Annotated in this window: 17 protein-coding genes; 11 read left to right on the top strand and 6 right to left on the bottom strand. The window is 62.1% G+C overall.

The genetic code is table 11. The features are described 5' to 3' along the window. Positions 1 to 64: 64 nt before the first annotated feature. Positions 65 to 973: a hypothetical protein gene (locus tag AWB70_RS17965; RefSeq protein WP_053570410.1), complete on the bottom strand. Its 909-nt coding sequence runs from the start codon at positions 971 to 973 to the stop codon at positions 65 to 67. Positions 974 to 1,396: 423 nt separating this feature from the next. On the opposite strand from AWB70_RS17965, the gene AWB70_RS17960 reads away from it, so the two are divergent. The 3 genes from AWB70_RS17960 (at position 1,397) to AWB70_RS17950 (ending at position 3,591) form a co-directional block, all read left to right on the top strand. After that, positions 1,397 to 1,927, top strand: coding sequence for a hypothetical protein (locus tag AWB70_RS17960; protein WP_053570411.1), 531 nt, complete (start codon positions 1,397 to 1,399; stop codon positions 1,925 to 1,927). Next, on the top strand, positions 1,875 to 2,570 hold the full coding sequence (locus AWB70_RS17955; protein WP_082378142.1) for a glutamine amidotransferase-related protein: 696 nt from the start codon (positions 1,875 to 1,877) through the stop codon (positions 2,568 to 2,570). Before AWB70_RS17960 ends, AWB70_RS17955 begins: the two co-directional genes overlap by 53 nt. A gap of 193 nt (positions 2,571 to 2,763) precedes the next feature. Next, complete coding sequence (locus tag AWB70_RS17950; protein WP_235024280.1) at positions 2,764 to 3,591, top strand: IclR family transcriptional regulator; 828 nt, start codon at positions 2,764 to 2,766, stop codon at positions 3,589 to 3,591. A gap of 5 nt (positions 3,592 to 3,596) precedes the next feature. Here the strand turns inward: AWB70_RS17950 and AWB70_RS17945 are convergent, their stop codons facing one another. Genes AWB70_RS17945 through AWB70_RS17930 form a run of 4 tightly spaced genes read right to left on the bottom strand, consistent with a single transcriptional unit; the run spans position 3,597 to position 6,960 of the window. Continuing rightward, on the bottom strand, positions 3,597 to 4,394 hold the full coding sequence (locus AWB70_RS17945) for a sugar phosphate isomerase/epimerase family protein (RefSeq protein WP_053570414.1): 798 nt from the start codon (positions 4,392 to 4,394) through the stop codon (positions 3,597 to 3,599). Between the two features lie 17 nt (positions 4,395 to 4,411). Next, the gene (locus tag AWB70_RS17940; protein WP_053570415.1) at positions 4,412 to 5,278 is read right to left on the bottom strand and encodes a dioxygenase family protein; all 867 of its coding nucleotides are present in this window, start codon (positions 5,276 to 5,278) and stop codon (positions 4,412 to 4,414) included. Between the two features lie 9 nt (positions 5,279 to 5,287). Continuing rightward, positions 5,288 to 6,361, bottom strand: a complete 1,074-nt coding sequence (locus tag AWB70_RS17935) for a maleylacetate reductase (protein WP_053570416.1) — start codon at positions 6,359 to 6,361, stop codon at positions 5,288 to 5,290. Continuing rightward, entirely contained in the window at positions 6,361 to 6,960 is a 600-nt protein-coding gene (locus AWB70_RS17930) for a nuclear transport factor 2 family protein (protein ID WP_053570417.1), read from the bottom strand. The genes AWB70_RS17935 and AWB70_RS17930 overlap by 1 nt, the downstream gene beginning before the upstream one ends. Positions 6,961 to 7,175: 215 nt before the next feature. On the opposite strand from AWB70_RS17930, the gene AWB70_RS17925 reads away from it, so the two are divergent. The 5 genes from AWB70_RS17925 (at position 7,176) to AWB70_RS17900 (ending at position 12,114) form a co-directional block, all read left to right on the top strand. After that, positions 7,176 to 8,621 carry an MFS transporter gene (locus AWB70_RS17925; RefSeq protein WP_053570418.1) on the top strand — a complete coding sequence of 482 codons (1,446 nt, stop codon included), beginning with the start codon at positions 7,176 to 7,178 and terminating at the stop codon, positions 8,619 to 8,621. Next, positions 8,618 to 9,487: a shikimate dehydrogenase family protein gene (locus AWB70_RS17920; RefSeq protein ID WP_053570419.1), complete on the top strand. Its 870-nt coding sequence runs from the start codon at positions 8,618 to 8,620 to the stop codon at positions 9,485 to 9,487. The genes AWB70_RS17925 and AWB70_RS17920 overlap by 4 nt, the downstream gene beginning before the upstream one ends. Positions 9,488 to 9,498: 11 nt before the next feature. After that, entirely contained in the window at positions 9,499 to 10,401 is a 903-nt protein-coding gene (locus AWB70_RS17915; protein ID WP_053570420.1) for an alpha/beta fold hydrolase, read from the top strand. Beyond that, positions 10,402 to 11,445 carry a Gfo/Idh/MocA family protein gene (locus AWB70_RS17910; protein ID WP_053570421.1) on the top strand — a complete coding sequence of 348 codons (1,044 nt, stop codon included), beginning with the start codon at positions 10,402 to 10,404 and terminating at the stop codon, positions 11,443 to 11,445. 351 nt (positions 11,446 to 11,796) lie between these two features. Beyond that, positions 11,797 to 12,114, top strand: coding sequence for a DUF4148 domain-containing protein (locus AWB70_RS17900; RefSeq protein ID WP_053570422.1), 318 nt, complete (start codon positions 11,797 to 11,799; stop codon positions 12,112 to 12,114). A gap of 61 nt (positions 12,115 to 12,175) precedes the next feature. Here the strand turns inward: AWB70_RS17900 and AWB70_RS17895 are convergent, their stop codons facing one another. After that, complete coding sequence (locus AWB70_RS17895; RefSeq protein WP_053570423.1) at positions 12,176 to 13,069, bottom strand: LysR family transcriptional regulator; 894 nt, start codon at positions 13,067 to 13,069, stop codon at positions 12,176 to 12,178. A gap of 100 nt (positions 13,070 to 13,169) precedes the next feature. Here AWB70_RS17895 and AWB70_RS17890 point away from each other — a divergent pair, with 100 nt between their 5' ends. The 3 genes from AWB70_RS17890 to AWB70_RS17880 are packed head-to-tail and all read left to right on the top strand — an operon-like array spanning position 13,170 to position 16,153. Continuing rightward, on the top strand, positions 13,170 to 14,474 hold the full coding sequence (locus AWB70_RS17890) for a CitMHS family transporter (RefSeq protein ID WP_053570424.1): 1,305 nt from the start codon (positions 13,170 to 13,172) through the stop codon (positions 14,472 to 14,474). 15 nt (positions 14,475 to 14,489) lie between these two features. After that, positions 14,490 to 15,839 carry an acyclic terpene utilization AtuA family protein gene (locus AWB70_RS17885; protein WP_053570425.1) on the top strand — a complete coding sequence of 450 codons (1,350 nt, stop codon included), beginning with the start codon at positions 14,490 to 14,492 and terminating at the stop codon, positions 15,837 to 15,839. Next, entirely contained in the window at positions 15,836 to 16,153 is a 318-nt protein-coding gene (locus tag AWB70_RS17880; protein WP_053570426.1) for an AtuA-related protein, read from the top strand. Before AWB70_RS17885 ends, AWB70_RS17880 begins: the two co-directional genes overlap by 4 nt. The last annotated feature ends 9 nt before the right edge of the window (positions 16,154 to 16,162 follow it).

Raw genomic sequence — 16,162 nt, 5'->3', positions numbered from 1 at the left:
GAACGCATCGACGTGCTGCGGCTGGTGGAGCTTGCCTCATAACGCACGTACCAAAGCCGGATGCTCATGAAGCCGCGTGCGCTGCGCTCCGGCTAAGCCTGTCAGCAATGGCGGTTCTATCGCAGAGTTCCCTGAACTCGCCCGAGCTGCTTACGAGCGCCACGAAAACGCCGGGCTGATTGATGATTGCGCGCGCTGAATCAGGATCCGGGACGGTCCCTGCCGCGCCGACCACGCGCCCCTTGCCGAGCCGGTCTCCGAGCAGCGTTCGCAAACCGCCGGCGGTAATGTGCTCCGCCAGCTCCCATGTCGACGGCGCTCCCGGTTTCGCAGAGCGATCGAGATACAGCCACCCCGAATGAGGCGACGCCGGCTCATTGTTCTGCGTGATTCCGCTGTTCGACAAAAAGCCGGTGGCGATCCTGGTGAGAGCAGCCTCGCTCAGATCGCCGTTGCGGAGCTCGTCCAGAGGAAGCGTCGAGGCCATTCCATACGCAGCGAGCAGTGCACGTTCGTACTCCGGAAATCTGGCCCCGAGCGCTGCACGCACGTCGCGGGGCGACGCCGCGCCGATGAAGCCGCCGTGTTCACCTGTAAACACGATGCAGCGCACGACTCGATTTCGGTCGATCAGGACAGAAAGAAGGAACAAACGAGAGCTGAGCCAGGCATGCTGATCGTCGTTGCCTAACGCAACGAGCACATAGTCAGCCGCGGCTGACTTCGTGATGCCCTGTACGATGAACGTCGTTCCGCTCTCCTGGACAACAGCCTGCTGCAATGCCTCCGCGGACATCGCGAGCGACGGACTAGCAGGCACCAGCGCGCCCAGCTCGATTTCGAACTGCAAGATCTTGAATCGGGTGGCGCGTTGGCCAATCGCCGTGATCAGCGCAATGAGCGGGTCACGCAGCTTGAAGACGAGGAAGACGATAGTCACGGGCCATACGATGACCTTTAGAAGTTCGGTCACGATCAGCTCCTGGAAGGGAAAGCTTGCGCGTCGCGGTCAGGCCGGCACGGTGCGCGCCGGCATGCGCCTGACTTCCGTACTGCCATCGACCAGAACAAGTCAGTTCGATCGAAGACGTCGCCCCGATTGCCAGCGTTCGTTCTATGGGATTGTGCGCCGGAATTCCCTGATGCTTCGCCAATTATCTGCTAGAGAGGCATATGTCGGCGCGGTGCACTGCAGCGCGTTCGGCGTGGAGAACCATGTGCGGATCGCGTATGCTGTTCCGATGCCCACGCTGCGCGACGCGTGCCGGCGCATCGAGACCGCGTGTGCGGCCTTGGTGCTCGCTGTCACCGCGGTCTGAAGCGCCTAAGCATCAGACGCCATGCTCGCGACACGTGTGCCACGTCGCGGGTTTTTCTCTTTATCGGAGGGCCTTCCATGCTCTATCTCATCGAAGATGCTACCCCCGAGCCGGCGCAATTCGGCGCCCTTCCCGCGTTGTTCGCCCAGACTTTGAATGCCGAGCTCCGCTGCACAGGCGTGCATTTCGACGAACAGCGGTTTCCCGATGCGCATCAGCACGTTACAGCGGATGGACGGTTACTCGCGAGCGGTCTGATCTGGCGCACGCGCACAGGTCTGCCCGACACTGCCGAACCATGCGATGAAATTTTCGCGTTGGCGCGCACGCGCGATATCGTGCTCCTCGTGCAATCGTTCGATGCGTTTCCTACGCAATGCGCCGAAGACGTGGAGATGTTGCGCGTCGTTCATCAAGCCGATAGCGCACAGCTCGTCGAAGATGGTTCGGGCGTGGTTTTGCAAGCGCATCGGGATCGCTATGGAAGATGGCGATCCACGGAAGAAGCTGCATCGCGCGCGAGTGAGCCGTCCATGACGATTGCGCTGATAGGCCGTGACTGCGACCAGCATCAGCAATACCCCGCGACGCTCGCCGCCCTCGGGTGACGCCGCCGATGTGCTCGGCTTCGACCTCGACGTGCGCTTCATCGCGGCGCAGGACATCGATCGCGACAACGCAGAAACTTTGCTCGCCGATGCACACGGCATTCTTTTGCCGAGCGGCGCGAATATGGGGCACGTGGCGGGACAGATCGAGGCCGCGCGTTTCGGCTGGCTGACGTCGATTCCGGTCGTGGGTTTGTCTCTCGGCATGCAGTCAATGGCGACGGCCATCGCGCGGCTCGCGTTGAAGAGCGACGACATTGGCTTGATGGAAGCGCAGCCCGATGCGCGCGTCGCAAGCTTCGAGCCGATTCATGTTGGCGAGGATGGCGTGTTGTTGCATCGATCCGGCTTGCGGCCGATAGGCCTAGTGCCGGGATCGCGTATCGCGGCCATGCTCGGCACGCAGGCGAGCATTCTCTGTAATCATCGCTACAGACTCAATCCGGCGCTCGAAGCACCGCTCGCGACACTCGGCGTGACCGTCAGCGCGCACGACGAGAGCGGCTCGATCGCCGAAGCCATCGAGGCCGATAAGCATCCGTTCTTTGCGGGCATGCAGGGGCATCCCGAACTGTCGTCGCGTGATGGCGCGCCGCATCCGTTGCTGATTGCGTTTCTGGAAGCGGCGGCGCGCCATTCATAAGCGTAAGCGCCCGTTCTGGCTAGATGCGAACGCGCAGAGCAAGCTCTAGCTCTATCCGACGTCTGGACAAGCGCCGTTCATCGAAGCGCCTGAGCGTTTCAATCGCGATCTCGCCGCGTTCGTCGATGCAGCAACGAAGCATTGATCGAGTTTCTACATGGGAATGAATTGCAACCTTTCGACCCTTGACAGCATGAATTCACGGGATAAACTGTTCCTCTATATGAACGAGGAGCATGAAATGGCGCGTGAAGAAGTCGATGCGGGCGGTACGGTCAAATCGGCGGATCGGGTACTCGACCTTTTCGAGTTGCTCGCACGGTGGGGCCGCGAGATGTCGCACGCGGAAATCGCGGAGGCGCTCGATATACCGAAGAGCAGTCTCACGAAGCTCATTCGCAATCTCAACGATCGCGGGTATTTGCGTTTCGTGCCTGAAACCAAGGGCTATCGGCTTGGGGACGCAATTCTCAAGCTCGCGCAACAGTCGAATCAGATGCGCAATCTGATCGCGTGCGCGGAGCCTGTTCTTACGGATATCACGCAGCAAACAGCGGAGTCTTGCGCGCTGAATCAACTGAAGGGCGAAGAGGTCGAAGTCGTCGCGACGGTCCTGAGTCAGCAGCGTTTGCAGTCGCATATGCGGCTCGGCGATCTCGCGCCGCTGTACGCGGTCTCGGGCGGGAAGGCCGTTCTCGCGTTTTTACCCGACGTGATGCGCAACGAATACCTGCGCGCCGTGTCGTTCGAGCGCTTCACGAAGCACACCATCGCGACGAAAAAAGCGCTGCTCGCCGAACTCGATGACGTGCGCAAGAACGGCTTCGCCCAGTCGATGGAAGAGTACACGCCGGGCATCGTCGGCATCGGCGTGCCCATCTTGTCATCGACCGGCTTTCCGCTCGGCTCGCTGAATCTCGCGATCCCCGCCGTGCGCTTTTCCGCGGAAGTGGGCGAGCGTTCGGTCGCGATTCTGAAGGCGTCGGCCGCGCGCATTCAGCGCCAATATCTCGCGGAATAAGCGCGTTATTCGAGGAAGCGCTTCATCTTCTCCATGACATTGCGCGCTTGCTCATCGAAGGGCAAGCCGCGCAATGCGAGTGTCGGCGCTTCCACGGCGAGCGTCAGATCGGACGGCAACTTGGCGAGCATCGCGTGAAGCGGAAGCTCACCGTCGCCGGGCAAAAGACGCGCGGTGCGTGCCTCGATGCGCCGCTCCGCAACCGATACCGGCGACGCGCGCGGTCCGTCGCAAATCTGAATGTACTCGATGAGTCGAGGCGCGATGCCATCGATGTCATCCACGCTCGCACCGGATCGGAAAAACTGCAATGCATCGATCAGGATGCGCGCGTTCGGCTGAGCGCTCGCGTGAATCGTGGCGAGCGCGTCGCTTAACGTGCCGATTGCGCAGTACGTGATGAGTTCGAGGCCCACGGTCATGTCGAAGCGTGCGGCCGCTTCGCACAGCGCGCAGAAGTTGTCGATGAGCCGCGCGCGGTCATCGTCGTAACCGACGGCGAGCACATGCTTCGCCCCGAGACGATGACCCGCTTCCAGCGCCGGCAACAACGCGTCGATGCGCGTGCTCTCCTGCAGCCAGATCGCTTCGATATCGAGCAGGCGTACGCCGGTCGCGTCCATGCGCGCGGCGAGTTCGCGGATCAGTGCGGGGTCATGCGCGACATCGACGATGCTATCTGCCGCCGTCGGCGCGACAACGCGCAGGCCGTAATAGTCGAAGCCGCCTGCGTGCGCGGCATCGACGAGCTGAAGCGGATGCGCGTCGAGCATGGTGAGGTGATGCAAGGACAGCTTGTGCATGGTTCGCTCCAGGGGAATCAGCGGCTGTCGGGCAGCACGAATCGATACGCAAGCCGCGCAGTGCCGGGCGTAACTGGGTGGCCGGCCAGACTTGTTGCGCCTTCGACCGTTTCCAGCTTCGCGATCAACGCATCTTTTACGCCGAACACGACATCCGAGTCGAGATACGCGTCGCCCTCTAGAAACACGTGCGTCACGATTGTTTCGAAGTCCGGCGCGCTCACCTTGAAATGCACATGCGCGGGCCGATACGGATGACGGCCTTGCGCATCGAGCATCTTGCCGACGGGACCATCGTTCGGAACCGGATACGGAACCGGCACGATGGAGCGATACCAAAAGTGGCCCGCGTCATCGGCGTGAAAACGCGCGCGCATGTCGAGTGCGCCCTTTCCAGTGGCCCGTTGAACGTCGTAAAAACCGTGGTCGTCCGCGTGCCATGTTTCGATGAGCGCATTCGCGACCGGTTCGCCGCGCGTATCGAAGACGCTGCCTTCGACGATCATTGGCGGGCCATCCGACGCATGCGAGATGTACGCGCCGAGCGGAAGATCTTGCGCTTCTTCGACATAGAACGGCCCGAGCACGGTCGTTTCCGTCGCGTTGCCCGCAAAGCGATGATTGATTGCATCGACGAGCATGGAAACGCCGAGCGTATCCGAAAGCAGAATGAACTCTTGCCGCGTGTCGGAGCACATTTGCCCGGTGCGCGTGAGAAACGTGATAGCGCTCGTCCATTCCGCTTCGCTCGGCTCGATCTCTTTGACGAACGCATGCAGATGACGCACGAGTGCTTCGCTGATTTGACGCGTGCGCGCATCGGCGCAATGGCTCAGACGTTCGAGCACCGCCTGCGTGATGTTGTCTTCGTTGAAGTTTCGCATGATGTTTCCTCAATCGGCCGTCGCGGGTGGCTCGCCTTTCCATGCACGCTCGAGCATGATACGCAGCGCGCGCGCCTCGGGTGCGCGTGGGTTCGAATACGCGTTGCGCATGACGAGTTCGAGCGCGTGATCGATGCCCGCTTCAGGCATGCCGAGCGCCTCGAGCGAAAGCGGCGCGCCGAGCGATTTCGCAAGATCGTGCAAACCGCTCCATGCGTCCTTCGTATGCAAGGCACGCGCGATCGATGTCATGGCGTGCGGTGCAGCGGCCGCGTTATAGGCAACGACATGTGCGAGCATCACGGCATGCGTTTGCGCGTGCGGCAAATCGAAAGTGCCACCGAGTACGTGACAGATTTTGTGATGCAGTCCCATGCCGACCATGCCGAGGCACGTTCCCCCAAGCCATGCGCCATATTGCGCGAGCCGTCTTGCATCGATGGAATCGGACGTATGCGCAATGTTAGGCAACGCCTTCGCCAGCGACGCAATGGCGTCTTCCGCCATCATCGATGTGATCGGGTTGCGGTCTTCCGCGTAAAGCGCTTCGACTGCATGCGCAATGGCATTGAGCCCGCTCGCGACGCTCATCGCGAGCGGCAAACTCAACGTGAGTTCGACGTCGTATATCACGACTTCGGGCAGCACCTTCGGCGTGCGTTGCGTGCGCTTTTCACCGTCGCGTGTTTCGCCGATGATCGGCGTGACCTCGGACCCGGCGTAAGTCGTCGGCAGCACGATCTGGGGTAAGTCTGTTTGTAACGCGATCGCTTTAGACAAACCGATCGACGATCCGCCGCCTATCGCGACCACACAATCCGCGCGGGCACGTGCGGTTTCGTGCAGAGCGCGTTGCGTGACGTCCCAGGGCGTGTGCATCGTTGCATCGGAGAAGAGGGTTGCATCACGAAATGGATGTGCGAGCGCTTCGCCAAGCATGCGCTGATCGTGCGTCGTAACGATCAAGGGACGCGCACAACCGAGCCGCGCGAGTTCGGCGGCCACATCCGCGCGACGCCCCGCGCCGAAGATCACGCGGCTCGGCAACGCCGAGTAGACGAACGCATGGACTTCGCGAGTCATCACAGCTGTCCCGTTTCGAGCCACGTTCGCCCGCGCGCGTAGAGCGCCTCGACGACCGGCCCCGTCAAGCCCGGCATATCGCGCTTGACCTGATAGCCGATCTTCGTCTGGATATACGCGAGATGACGATAACCCTCGGGAAAGCGTCCAAGAATCTCGGGATCGAGGTTCAGCCTGACGCCCGTTTCGACCGGGTCCACGCGGTCCTTTTCATAGATCGGCTGACGCAAGCGCAAGAGCCATTCACCGTTCACTTTCTCGTAGAAGTCGTAGAAGCGTCCGGTGCAGACGACGTCGCAACGATGACCGTCCACATCGCCGCGCTGCGAGATGGTCATCTTCGTCTGGGCGATGGCGCGCGTGCCCTGCACGTCGATCGACGTGCCGCCGAGAAAATGCAGAATGCTCACGCCGCGCGCCCATCCTTCGCGCGTCACGCGGATGAACTCCGGGCCCGTGCCCTGAAACCAGGTGGCCATCATCACGCCTTGCGGATGCCAGAGCGTGGCGAAGCGTTCCCAGTCGCCCGCATCGCGCCAGACCGCCCAGTTTTCAACCGCTTCGCGGATCGCGAGCCGTTCCATCAGTGCTTCGTTCATCGTCTGACCTCATGTTCTCATATGTAAAGTGGTTCACATGGTGAGTGAACTGGCATTCAGTCGTCAAGCGGTGTTTAGGCTTTCTACGGACAATCCCTAGTTTGTTTCCATATGGAAATTGTGCGTGAAAACGCGTTGACATCGAAAGTCGCAAGTTTCTAACATGGAACGAAAACACAGATAGGAACTTTTTCAACGTTTCCCTGGAGACTTCCATGTCGCAAACAACGGGTCATGAAGCACACGGGCCGCATCAGTCAAAGCTCGCCGCGATGAGCGGCTGGATAGGCTCGGCGCTCGAGTACTACGACTTCTTCATCTATGCGCAAGCCGCGGCGCTGATCTTTCCGCAAATCTTCTTTCCGCGGGGCGATGCGAAAGTGGCGATCGCCGCATCGCTCGCGACGTACGGCATCGGTTATGTCGCGCGACCCATCGGCGCGATCGTGCTCGGTCATTGGGGCGACACGCACGGCCGAAAATCCGTGCTGCTCGTCTGCATGTTCCTCATGGGCTTTTCGACGATGGCCGTGGCGTTTCTGCCGACGTATGAGCAGGTCGGATTCTGGGCGCCCGCGATGCTCGTCGTGTTGCGCCTGATTCAAGGCTTCGCGGTCGCGGGCGAGATATCGGGTGCAAGCTCGATGATTCTCGAACATGCGCCATTCGGACGGCGCGGCTATTTCGGCAGCTTCGGCATGCAGGGCGTGACGGCGGGCCAATTGCTGGCGGCAGCCGTGTTTCTGCCGCTCAGTCACTTCATGAGCGACGCCGCCTTCAATGCATGGGGCTGGCGCGTGCCGTTCCTGATGAGCGCGTTCGTGCTCGTCGCGGGCTACTTTATCCGGCGCAAAGTGCGTGAAACGCCCGCATTCGCGCAAGCCGATGAATCGGGCGGCCCGGCGCGCTCGCCTGTCAAGCTCGCGTTCACGCACTGCTGGGACGACATGCTGCGCGTCATGTGCATGTCGATCATGAATGTGATTCCCGTCGTCGCAACGATCTTCGGTGGCGCGTATGCCGTGCAGCAGGCGTATGGCATCGGCTTCAGCAAAAGCTGGTATCTGTGGATTCCGGTGCTCGGCAACGTCACCGCGATGCTCGTCATTCCGCTGTGGGGCGCGCTGTCGGATCGCGTCGGCAGAAGGCTGCCGATCATCGTTGCGTCGCTCGGATCGGGGCTGCTTTCATTCGCGTATCTCTATGCGATCAGCCTGCACAACGTCACGCTCGCCATCATTCTGTCCATACTGATGTGGGGCATCGTCTATCAAGGACAGAACGCCGTGTATCCGAGCTTCTATCCGGAACTGTTCCCGATTCGCATGCGCGTGAGTTCAATGGCCATCGCGCAGAATGTCGGGGTGGCGATCTCCGCGCTGCTGCCCGCGTTGTTCACGGCCGTCGCGCCGCCAGGTTCGACGCATATCTGGCTAACGGTCGGCGGCATCACATTCGGTATCACTGTGCTCGCGTCGATTGCGACCTACTCGGCGCGCGAGACGTATCGGATTCATATGAGCGATCTCGGCAAACGCGATGCGATTCCGGTCGGCAAGCATGAATACGAGCGACTGCGTAACGAAGCCATGCGCGAGCGATCGTTGCGTGAAGAAACATTGGAAGGACAAGGCATTGCGCATAAGGAGAACACTGCATGAATGCATATGACGAACTCGAAGCGGAGCGTCTCAGACTCGACGCGCCCGCAAACGCCCTCACCCGTCTCATCTACATCTTCGGCTCGCCGATTTCGCACGTGCGCGCACCGGTCGTATGGAGCACGCTGATGAAGCGTCATGGCGTGAACGCGCTGATGCTTCCCGCCGATGTGCGCAGCGAGTCTTTCGATACCGCATTGCAGGGCGTCAAGCATATCGACAACACGGATGGCATCATCTTCACGATGCCGCATAAGGTCGTCGCAATGAAGCACGCGGACGCGCTGACCGAACGGGCGCGCCGCATCGGATCGATCAATCTTCTGCGCCGCCGCACCGACAATACATGGGAAGGCGACAACGTCGACGGCGCGGGTTTCGTCGCGGGCTTGCATGCCGACGGCGTGGTGCTCGAAGGCGCGCATGTCTATATGCATGGATGCGGCGGCGTGGGGCGCAGCATCGGCTGGTCGGTGGCGCTGGAGAAGGTTGCGAGCCTCACGCTATTCGATATCGACGATGCACGCGCGCACGAACTTGCGAATGCCATCGCGAAGGAAAGCGATGCGCGCATCGAATGCGGCACGCCGGATATGCGCAACATCGATATCGCGATCAACGCGTCGCCGATCGGTCTGCATGCGCATGACGCATTGCCATTTTCTGTCGATGCGTTGCCGCCGCATGCAACCGTTGCCGATGTCATCATGGAACCGCGCGACACCGCGCTTCTGCGCGCGGCGCAGGCGAAAGGACTGAAGACGCATCACGGCAGAAACATGATGAACTACGGCATGCCGATCGCGGCGTCGTTTTTCGGATTGCCCGCATCGTTCGACTGGAACGGCGCGTCGATACAAGCTTGAGGAGGCGATGAATGTTCCGTGGTTTCGATCACTTCAATACGCTCGACGTCATCGCCGGCGATGTGCATTTCAAAGGCGTCACAGGCGGCATGGGGCCACCCGTCTTGTTGCTGCACGGTTATCCGCAAACGCATGTCGTGTGGCGTTACATCGCGCCGGTGCTCGCGCGGTCGTACACCATCGTCGCGCCGGATTTGCCAGGTTATGGCGAGAGCAGAACGCTTGCGAGCGCGCCGCGCTGGACGAAGCGTCGTGTCGCGCATGCGCTCGTCGACATGATGCAGGCGTTGGGTCATGAGCGCTTCGCCATCGTCGGTCATGACAGAGGCGCGCGCGCGGGCTATCGCCTCGCGCTCGATCATCCGTCGCGCGTGACTGCGTACGCGTCGCTGACCGTGGTGCCGACCATCGACGCGTTCGAAGCCGTCGACAAGGCATTTGCGATGAACGCGTTCCACTGGTTCATGCTCGCGCAACCGGCCGATCTGCCGGAGCGCATGCTTGCCGCCGATCCCGATGCATTCATCGAACGTGCACTGGCTAAGATGGCGGGCGGCCTGGAACGTATCGACGCTGATGCGCTCGATGCTTATCGCCGTGCATTTCGTGACCCCGCGGTGCGGCATGCGATGTGCGAGGACTATCGCGCGGCCGCACACGAAGACGCTCAACATGATGCAGATGATCGCGCGGCAGGTAACAGGCTCGCGTGCCCGGTGCATGTGCTGTGGAGCATCGAGGAACGCAAGGGACAGGCGCGTACGCCGCTCGACATATGGCGCGCGTGGGCCGACGAGGTGAGCGGGCGTGGCATCGGCGGAGGTCATTTGCAGCCGGAAGAATCGCACGATGAAGTGCTGAACGAACTCGTGCCGTTCTTGCAGCGTCACTGGAAAACCAACGAGGCTCAATAGATGGAACCATTGAATATCGCAGTGATTGGCGCGGGGGTCATCGGCAAGCGTCATGTGCAGGAGATTCGCAACAACGACGCGTGCAGACTCGTTGCACTCGCCGATCCTTCGCCGGATGCGAGCGGTTATGCGGCGTCGCTGTCGGTGCCTTTATATAGCGACTATCGCGCGTTGCTCGACAAGGAACACGTCGATGCAGCCGTCGTATGCACGCCCAATCACACGCATCTGGAAGTCGGTCTCGCGTGCATCGAACGGCGTGTACCCGTGCTGATGGAAAAGCCCGTCGCGGACGATCTCGAGTCGGCGCATGCGCTCGCCGATGCATCGAAGCAAGCGGGCGTCGCGGTGCTCGTCGGTCATCATCGGCGGCACAACCCGGCGGTGCGCAAGGCGAAAGAGACGATCGCGAGCGGGCGCATCGGCAGGCTTGTCCTCGCGAACATCATGTGTCTGCTGTACAAGCCCGATGCGTATTTCGATGTGCCGTGGCGCAAGCAAGCGGGCGGCGGGCCGATCCTCATCAATCTGATTCACGAGATCGACTTGTTGCGCCATCTCTCCGGCGAGATCGTGTCGGTGCAGGCGCTGTCGTCGAACACGATTCGCGCGCATGACGTCGAAGATTCCGCTGCGTGCACGCTGCGCCTCGCGAACGGTGCGCTCGCGAATATCAGCTTGTCCGATACGACCGCCACGCCGTGGAGCTGGGATACGGCCGCAGGCGAAGATCGCCAGTTGTTCGACTATCGGCCGGTGCCCACGCATTTCTTCGCGGGCACCGACGGCGCGCTCACGCTGCCCGACCTGACGATGTGGTCATACGAAGATGAGAAGGGGCGGCATCGGCCGATTCACGACACGCACATCGATCTCGCCGAGGAGAACACGTACGCGAACCAGTTGCGTCATTTCGTCGATGTGGCGAGAGGCGCGACGACGCCTATCGTCGATGCACGCGATGCCGCGCGCACGCTTGAAGCCACGCTTGCGGTCGTCGAGTCGGCGCGCACGTCGAGCATGATCGAGTTGCGCGCCAAGTGATCATTGACCGTTAGACGTGAGCGAGTACGCGGGCGGATAGACATCGCTCGTCACGCGCACGTTGGCATCTTCTATGCTTGATCCCGTGCATATGACTGTAAGGCCGCACGTGCACGGGCGGGAAGTCTGCTCTTCGATGTGATCCTGGCCGACGTAGAACTGCCCGATGGCGACGGCCGCCACATCTGCGACGGGCTGAGAATAGAAGGAGCATCGCAGGCAGCGTATATGGTCGCGATGACGCACAGGTCTGATCTGGGCGACAATGACTTTCCGTCGCCGGTCAAGGCTGCGCTGCCACGCATTGTCCCAGACAGCGAACTAGGCCGTGGCAATTAACTGGAAACCGCTATGGTGGACAGAACTGCTAAAAGGCTGTCGCTTCTTCTCGCCCTTGCGTGCCTGATCTCGGGGTGCGTGGTCGGCGGCATGCCTCCCCCTCCAGGAAGGCATCTCACCGACGTCGAGTGTCGCGACCTGGCCGCATTGAAGACGAACAAGAGCCCCACGATGGCCGAGCACCAGGTCGAGTTGGGTGCGCTTCGAAAAGCGGGATACGATCCATCACCCTTTTGGGACGATCCCTACTATCCAGAGGACCTGCAGCGCGCGCAGCGCATCGTCGACTACTGGTTCCAAACGGAATGCGCGCATACACCACCGCGGTGACGAAAACGAGCGACGCTGACTCGACCGCGACGATCAAATCGATGACTCACCCGTTCCACACTCAACGATCGTCGATGCTCTGACGCATCCGTTGCACGAACTTGCCGGTGATCGCCGGCAGCGTTCTGCCTCTTTTCTTCACGATCGCAATCGACCGCACGAACGCGGGATGGTCGATTTCCTTCACGACGAGCCCCGGTTCGGCACGCACTTCGCGAGCAGTCTCGGGCAGGATGGTCACGCCGAGACCGGCGCGCACCATCGCAACGGCGGTCATCATGTAAGTGGGTTCGCACGCGATATCGAGCGGCCCGCCCGACATGCCGAGCGCCGCGTCGACGACTGCCCGCACGCTCGTTCCCGGTGCGGTGAGCACGAGCGGCAACCCGGCCAGATCGCCCGGACCGATGCGGCGCTTCTTCGCGAGCGGATGCGCCTCCGGGTACACGGCGACGAGCCGGTCGACGCCCGCATGCAGCACCTCGAGCATGGGGTCGTGCACTTCGCCGCCCGTGAGCCCGATATCCGCTTCCTCGTTCCGGACGAGCGCGTTGACAGTGCTCGCCACGGCATCGCGGATCCGGAACACGACGCGCGGCGCTTCGCGCTTCATGTCGATGATGAGTTCGGGCAGCACGCTCGCCGCGAAAGTGGGCAGACATGCGATGCGGATCGTGCCGCTTTCGCCTTCACCGAGGGCGCGCGCATCGCGCAGCACGTTCTCCATGTCGCGCAACGATTTGCGCAAGAGCGGCAGCAACTCGCGGCCGGTCGGCGTCAGCGCCACATTGCGGCTGTTGCGATCGAACAGACGCGCGCCGAGCACCTCCTCCAGCCTGCGAATCTGCACCGTGAGCGCGGGCTGCGACAGGTGCAGCCGTTCTGCGGCGCGCGTGAAGCTGCCCGCCTCGGCCACGGCGATCAGCGCCCGAATATCGCGTAGGTTCAAATCCATTATGGTTCGTGATAGCTGCGATCAAATCATTTCAATTGTGTTATCGCTGCTTCGAACTTACTCTGGGCGACATCAAAAAACAAGATTCGGAGACAAGTTCATGCTGCCGTTGCTCGGCTTAGCCACCATCGTCGTCCTGCTCGGGGCGATTCTTTCGAAGCGCATGTCTCCGCTCGTCGCGCTCATCATCGTGCCTATCGCGGCCTCGCTGATCGGCGGCTTCGGGCTGCAGACCAGCAAGTTCGTCATCGACGGCCTCAAGAGTCTCGCGCCCGTCGTCGGTATGTTCGTGTTCGCGATTCTCTATTTCGGCACCATCACCGACGCCGGCACACTCGACCCGATCATCGATCGCATCCTGCGCGCGGTCGGCACGAAACCGACGCGCATCGTGATGGGCACGACGCTGCTCGCGCTGCTCATCCACCTCGACGGATCCGGCGCGGTCTGCTTCCTCGTCACGATTCCCGCGATGCTGCCGCTCTACGACCGCCTGAAGATGGACAAGCGCGTGCTCGCGGCGGCCGTGTCGATGGCGGCGGGCATCAACTTCCTGCCATGGACTGGGCCGATGATCCGCGCCTCCGCGTCGCTGCATCTGCCGATTTCCGCGCTGTTCAATCCGCTGATTCCGGTGCAGGTGATCGGCCTCGTGTTTGTGTTCGGCATGGCGTGGTGGCTCGGCCGGCGCGAGGAGAAGCGCCTCGGCTATTCGAGCGTAAACGGCGCGATTCCGATGCCCGAACGCAAGCTCACGCCCGAGGAAGCCGCGCTGCGCCGCCCGAAGAATTTCTGGTTCAACATCGTTCTGACGATCGTCGTGCTCGGCACGATGGTCGTGATGGGCGAGAAGATTCCGCCCGCGATCATGTTCATGGTCGGCCTGTGCATCGCGCTGATGGTGAATTACCCGAACGTCGATATGCAGCGAAAGCGCATCGACGCCCACGCGCGCGCCGCGCTGATGATGGCGGGCATTCTGCTGGCGGCGGGCGTGTTCACCGGCATCATGCAGGGCAGCGGCATGCTGAAGGCGATGGCGCAGGCGGCGGTCGGCTTCGTGCCACCCGCTTTTGCGGGGCATATTCCCGTCGCGCTCGGCCTGCTGTCGATGCCGCTTTCCATGCTTTTCGATCCCGATTCGTTCTATTTCGGCGTGTTGCCGGTGGTCGCCGAAGTGGCGTCGCAACTCGGTGTGCCGGCCGTGCATGTCGGGCAGGCCGCGCTGCTCGGCCAGATGACGACCGGCTTTCCCGTGAGCCCGCTCACGCCCGCGACGTTTCTCGTCGTCGGCTTGTGCGGCATCGATCTCGCGGATCATCAGAAGTTCACGTTTCCGCTGCTGTTCGGCGCGTCGATCGTCATGACGATCGCGTGCGTCGTGCTCGGCGTGTTTCCGTTGTAAAGGGCGAGCATCATCATGAAAGACATCATCAGAATCGGCGCGGGCGCGGGGTATTCGGGCGATCGCATCGAGCCCGCCGTCGAGCTCGCGGAGCACGGCGCGCTCGACTATCTCGTGTTCGAGTGTCTGGCCGAACGCACCATCGCCATCGCGCAGCAGGCGCGCCGCAACGATCCCGACGCGGGCTACGATCCGCTGCTCGAAGCGCGCCTACGCGCCGTGCTGCCGGTGGCAGCGAAGAACGGCGTGCGGATCATCTCGAACATGGGCGCGGCGAATCCGCGCGCGGCGGCGTTGAAGACGGCGAAGATCGCGCGCGAACTCGGCCTGCACGGATTGAAGATCGCCGCCGTCACCGGCGACGATGTGCTCGATACCGTCCTGCGCTCGAATCTGCGCTTCGAGGAAACCGGCGATGAAGTCAGCGCCTACGCGGATCGCATCGTTTCGGCGAATGCGTATCTCGGCGCGGCGCCGATCGTCGCCGCGCTCGCGGCGGGCGCGGATATCGTGCTGACGGGACGCGTCGCGGATCCGTCGCTGTTCACCGCGCCGCTGATCCACGCATTCGGCTGGCGCATGGACGACTGGAACACGCTCGGACAGGCGACCGTCGTCGGCCATCTGCTCGAATGCGCGGGCCAGGTCACGGGCGGCTATTTCGCCGATCCAGGCCGCAAGAACGTCGATGATCTCGCGCGGCTCGGCTTTCCGATCGGCGAAGTCAGCGCGGACGGCGCGGTCGTCGTGACGAAGGTGCCGCATGCGGGCGGCTGCGTCACCGAAGCCACCTGCAAGGAACAGTTGCTCTATGAAATCCACGATCCCGCGCGCTACTTCCAGCCGGATGTCGTCGCGGATTTCACGCAGGTTCGAATCGCACAACAGGCAAAGGATCGCGTGCGCGTGACCGGCGGATGCGGCCACGCGCGCACCGCCACGCTGAAAACATCGGTGGCCTATGTCGATGGTTATATCGGCGAAGGCCAGATTTCCTACGGCGGCCCGGGCGCCGTGGCGCGCGCGCGGCTGGCGCTCGACATCGTGCGTGATCGTCTCGCGATCACCGGCGTCGATACGAGCGAGTTGCGCTTCGACCTGATCGGCGTGAATGCGCTCTATGGCGATGCGCTCGCAGCCCGCCACGACGAGCCTTTCGAAGTCCGCGTGCGCGTGGCGGGGCGAACATCGGACGCGAAAGAAGCGGCGCGCATCGGCAACGAAGTCGAAACGCTCTACACCAACGGCCCGGCGGGCGGCGGCGGCGTGACCAAAGCCACACGTGAAGTCATCGCCGTTCAATCCGTGCTGCTGGAGCGCGAGCATGTGAATCCCGTTTTCGAATTCGTGGAGGGCCAACGATGAAACTGCGTGAGCTGGCGCACGGCCGTACCGGCGACAAGGGCAATACGCTCAACGTCTCGGTGATCTGCTTCGACGCGCAACACTACGCGCATCTGCGCGCACAACTGTTGCCCGAGCGCGTGAAGGCGCATCTCGCCGATGTTGCGAAAGGCGAAGTCGTGCGCTACGAGTTGCCACTGCTCGGCGCATTCAACTTCGTGCTTGGACTTGCGCTCGGCGGCGGCGTCACGCGTTCGCTCGCGCTCGATGCGCACGGCAAGTCGATCAGCGCGGCGCTGCTCGATATCGACATCGATGAGCCGGTCGCGCGTTGAGTGGACGTC

It is taken from the genome of Caballeronia cordobensis, assembly GCF_001544575.2.
GTDB classification, from domain to species: domain Bacteria; phylum Pseudomonadota; class Gammaproteobacteria; order Burkholderiales; family Burkholderiaceae; genus Caballeronia; species Caballeronia cordobensis.
This window is presented reverse-complemented; position numbering and strand designations above follow the sequence as displayed.

Coding starts and splice junctions, on each gene's coding strand:
- AWB70_RS17940 (WP_053570415.1), bottom strand. CDS start 5,278: ATGCGAAACTTCAACGAAGACAACATCACGCAGGCGGTGCTCGAACGT.
- AWB70_RS17920 (WP_053570419.1), top strand. CDS start 8,618: ATGAATGCATATGACGAACTCGAAGCGGAGCGTCTCAGACTCGACGCG.
- AWB70_RS17915 (WP_053570420.1), top strand. CDS start 9,499: ATGTTCCGTGGTTTCGATCACTTCAATACGCTCGACGTCATCGCCGGC.
- AWB70_RS17925 (WP_053570418.1), top strand. CDS start 7,176: ATGTCGCAAACAACGGGTCATGAAGCACACGGGCCGCATCAGTCAAAG.
- AWB70_RS17950 (WP_235024280.1), top strand. CDS start 2,764: ATGAATTCACGGGATAAACTGTTCCTCTATATGAACGAGGAGCATGAA.
- AWB70_RS17890 (WP_053570424.1), top strand. CDS start 13,170: ATGCTGCCGTTGCTCGGCTTAGCCACCATCGTCGTCCTGCTCGGGGCG.
- AWB70_RS17885 (WP_053570425.1), top strand. CDS start 14,490: ATGAAAGACATCATCAGAATCGGCGCGGGCGCGGGGTATTCGGGCGAT.
- AWB70_RS17960 (WP_053570411.1), top strand. CDS start 1,397: ATGCTCTATCTCATCGAAGATGCTACCCCCGAGCCGGCGCAATTCGGC.
- AWB70_RS17910 (WP_053570421.1), top strand. CDS start 10,402: ATGGAACCATTGAATATCGCAGTGATTGGCGCGGGGGTCATCGGCAAG.
- AWB70_RS17930 (WP_053570417.1), bottom strand. CDS start 6,960: ATGAACGAAGCACTGATGGAACGGCTCGCGATCCGCGAAGCGGTTGAA.
- AWB70_RS17900 (WP_053570422.1), top strand. CDS start 11,797: ATGGTGGACAGAACTGCTAAAAGGCTGTCGCTTCTTCTCGCCCTTGCG.
- AWB70_RS17945 (WP_053570414.1), bottom strand. CDS start 4,394: ATGCACAAGCTGTCCTTGCATCACCTCACCATGCTCGACGCGCATCCG.
- AWB70_RS17895 (WP_053570423.1), bottom strand. CDS start 13,069: ATGGATTTGAACCTACGCGATATTCGGGCGCTGATCGCCGTGGCCGAG.
- AWB70_RS17935 (WP_053570416.1), bottom strand. CDS start 6,361: ATGACTCGCGAAGTCCATGCGTTCGTCTACTCGGCGTTGCCGAGCCGC.
- AWB70_RS17880 (WP_053570426.1), top strand. CDS start 15,836: ATGAAACTGCGTGAGCTGGCGCACGGCCGTACCGGCGACAAGGGCAAT.